This window comes from Burkholderia sp. WTPI3 (assembly GCF_021483755.1).
Classification (GTDB): Bacteria; Pseudomonadota; Gammaproteobacteria; order Burkholderiales; family Burkholderiaceae; genus Burkholderia.
This window is the reverse complement of the sequence record NZ_JAGIXF010000198.1, coordinates 1-2,765: the sequence shown is the minus strand read 5'-3', so window position 1 is coordinate 2,765 and position 2,765 is coordinate 1. Positions and strand designations below refer to the sequence as shown.

4 protein-coding genes are annotated in these 2,765 nt (G+C 69.1%); all 4 read left to right on the top strand.

Annotation, left to right across the window (positions count from 1 at the left end; all coding sequences use genetic code 11):
- Window positions 1–140, top strand: a 140-nt coding sequence (locus J7024_RS36755) for a UTRA domain-containing protein (protein ID WP_234746040.1), incomplete at its 5' end; no start/stop codon positions are given.
- A 96-nt stretch (window positions 141–236) separates the two neighbouring features.
- Complete coding sequence (nagA, locus tag J7024_RS36750; RefSeq protein ID WP_124827872.1) at window positions 237–1,340, top strand: N-acetylglucosamine-6-phosphate deacetylase; 1,104 nt, start codon at window positions 237–239, stop codon at window positions 1,338–1,340.
- Window positions 1,333–2,340: an SIS domain-containing protein gene (locus J7024_RS36745; RefSeq protein ID WP_124827914.1), complete on the top strand. Its 1,008-nt coding sequence runs from the start codon at window positions 1,333–1,335 to the stop codon at window positions 2,338–2,340. Before nagA ends, J7024_RS36745 begins: the two co-directional genes overlap by 8 nt.
- A 15-nt stretch (window positions 2,341–2,355) precedes the next feature.
- A partial coding sequence (locus tag J7024_RS36740) for a PTS sugar transporter subunit IIA (protein WP_234746039.1) occupies window positions 2,356–2,765 on the top strand: 410 nt, incomplete at its 3' end.

Genomic DNA, 2,765 nt, shown 5'->3' with positions numbered 1-2,765 from the left:
AGTGGATGGCGGTGAAGCCGGGCTCGGCCCTGCTGGTGATCACGCGCATCGGCTATGGCGCCGACCAGCGCGCGATCGAAGTGACCGAAACGTATTGCCGCGACGATTACTACGACTTCGTCGCCGAACTGAAACGCTGACGCGCGAGACTGCCCGCGCGCCACGCGCAAGAAACGCAACGGATTTGCAAATCGCGACGCGGATGTCCGCGTCACCAGATCATCAAGAGAAACGTCATGCTGACTGGAAATATCCTTACCCCCGACGGCTGGATTCACGGTTCGATCGATAGCGAGAACGGCCGCATCACCACGCTTGACGGCGCGCCCGCCGACCCGGCGAAGAACGACGCGCCGTACATCCTGCCCGGCTTCATCGACCTGCACGTGCACGGCGGCGGCGGCGCCGACGTGATGGAAGGCGGCGACGCGATCGAGACGATCGCGCGCACGCACGCGCAGTTCGGCACGACGAGCCTGCTCGCGACGACGATGACCGCGCCGCGCGACGAACTGATGGAAGTCGTCGCGAACCTCGGCACCGTCGCGCGCACCCGTACGCCGGGCGGCGCGCGCGTGCTCGGCGTGCACCTCGAAGGGCCGTACATCAATCCCGGCAAGCTCGGCGCGCAGCCCGACGCGGCCGTGTCGGCCGTGCTCGACGAAGTGTTGAAGTACCTGTCGATCGCGCCGATCCGCGTCGTCACGCTCGCACCGGAAATCGCCGGACACATCGAGATCATCGGCGAGATGGCCGCGCGCGGCGTGCGCGTGCAGCTCGGCCACTCGCTCGCGACCTACGACGACGCCGTCGCCGCGCTCAAGCACGGCGCGTGCGGCTTCACGCACCTGTTCAACGCGATGTCGCCGCTGCATCACCGCAACCCGGGCCTCGTCGGTGCCGCGCTCGCGCATGCCGAGTACGCGGAAATCATCCCCGATCTGCTGCACGTGCACCCCGGCGCGATTCGTGCGGCGCTGCGCGCGATCCCGCGCCTGTACGTCGTGACCGACAGCACGTCCGCCACCGGCATGCCCGACGGCGAATACCGGCTCGGCAGCCAGCACGTGACCAAGTGCCTCGGCGGCGTGCGGCTCGCCGACGGCACGCTCGCCGGCAGCACGCTGACGATGGACCAGGCGCTGCGCAACCTCGTGTCGATCGGCCTGCCGATCGCCGACGTGTCGAACCGGATGTCGCGCTATGCGGCCGACTACCTCGGCATCGCCGATCGCGGCCGCCTCGAGCGCGGCGCATGGGCCGACCTCGCGGTGTTCGATCGCGACCTGAACCTCACCGCGACCTACGTCGAAGGAGAATCGATTGTCGAATATGCTTAAGGAAGCGCGCGAGTCCGCCCAGGTTGTCGCCGCGCAACTCGCCGACACCACGCGCGTCGAAGCGCTCGCCGGCCAACTGCTCGATCACCCGCCGGCCGTCGCGCTGACGGTCGCGCGCGGCAGCTCGGATCACGCCGCCAGTTATTTCGCGAGCCTGACGATGAGCCGCCTCGGCGTGCCCGTCGCGTCGCTGCCGATGTCGGTCGCGACGCTGCAGCAGGCGCCGCTGAAGGTGCAGGACCAGCTCGCGATCGCGTTCTCCCAGTCGGGCAAGAGCCCCGATCTCGTCAACACGATGGCTGCGCTGCGCGAAGCCGGCGCGCGTACCGTCGCCGCCGTGAACGTGCTGCCGTCGCCGCTCGCCGATGCGTGCGAGCACTCGTTGCCGTTGCTGGCCGGTCCCGAACTGTCGGTCGCCGCGACCAAGAGCTATATCGCGATGCTGTCGGCGTCCGCGCAGATCGTCGCGTACTGGCAGCGCGACGCCGCGCTGATGACCGCACTGCGCGGCCTGCCCGACGTGCTCGCGCAAGCCGGCCAGCTCGACTGGTCGCCGGCCGTCGCCGCGCTCGCGGGCATCGAACGGATGATCGTGATCGGCCGCGGCCTCGGCCTTGCGATCGCGCAGGAAGCCGCGCTTAAGCTGAAGGAAACCTCGGGCATCCAGGCCGAGGCGTTCTCGAGCGCCGAAGTCCGTCATGGCCCGATGGAGCTGATCGACCGCGACTATCCGCTGCTCGTGTTCGCACCTCCGGGGCCCGAGCAGGCAGGGCTGCTGCAGCTCGCGCAGGACATGCGCGCACGCGGCGCGGCCGTGTTGCTCGCGGCGCCCGCCGGCACGCCAGGCGCGACCTTGCCGCTCGCGCAGTCCGCCCATTCGGCGCTCGACCCGATCGCCGCCATTCTTTCGTTCTACGTAATGGCGGCGGATCTCGCCGTCGCGCGCGGCCGCAATCCCGACACGCCGCGCCACCTGAACAAAGTCACCGAAACGCACTGATAGCCGAGACAGCCGATGAGACGCGCCGAGGAGTCCCAGTTGAAGAGTTCCACCCATGATCAGATCGTTCTGCTTGCCCCGCTGACGGGGCCGATCGTTGCGCTGGCCGACGTGCCCGATCCGGTGTTCTCCGGCGGGATGTTCGGCGACGGCATCGGCATCGATCCGCTCGCGGGCAAGCTCGTCGCGCCGTGCGCCGGCGTCGTGTCGCATCTCGCGCGCACCGGCCACTCTGTGACGATCACGACGCCGCAAGGCGCGGAAGTGCTGCTGCACATCGGCATCGACACGGTCGAGCTGAACGGGCAGGGCTTCACGGCGCACGTCGAAGCCGGCGCGCGTGTCGACGCGGGCGACCTGCTGATCGAGTTCGACCAGGACGCGGTCGCGCGCAGCGCGCATTCGCTGGTGTCGGTGATCGCGAT

Bases quoted from the DNA above. Each gene is read 5' to 3' on its own strand.
- nagA (WP_124827872.1), top strand. From the start codon at position 237: ATGCTGACTGGAAATATCCTTACCCCCGACGGCTGGATTCACGGTTCG.
- J7024_RS36745 (WP_124827914.1), top strand. From the start codon at position 1,333: ATGCTTAAGGAAGCGCGCGAGTCCGCCCAGGTTGTCGCCGCGCAACTC.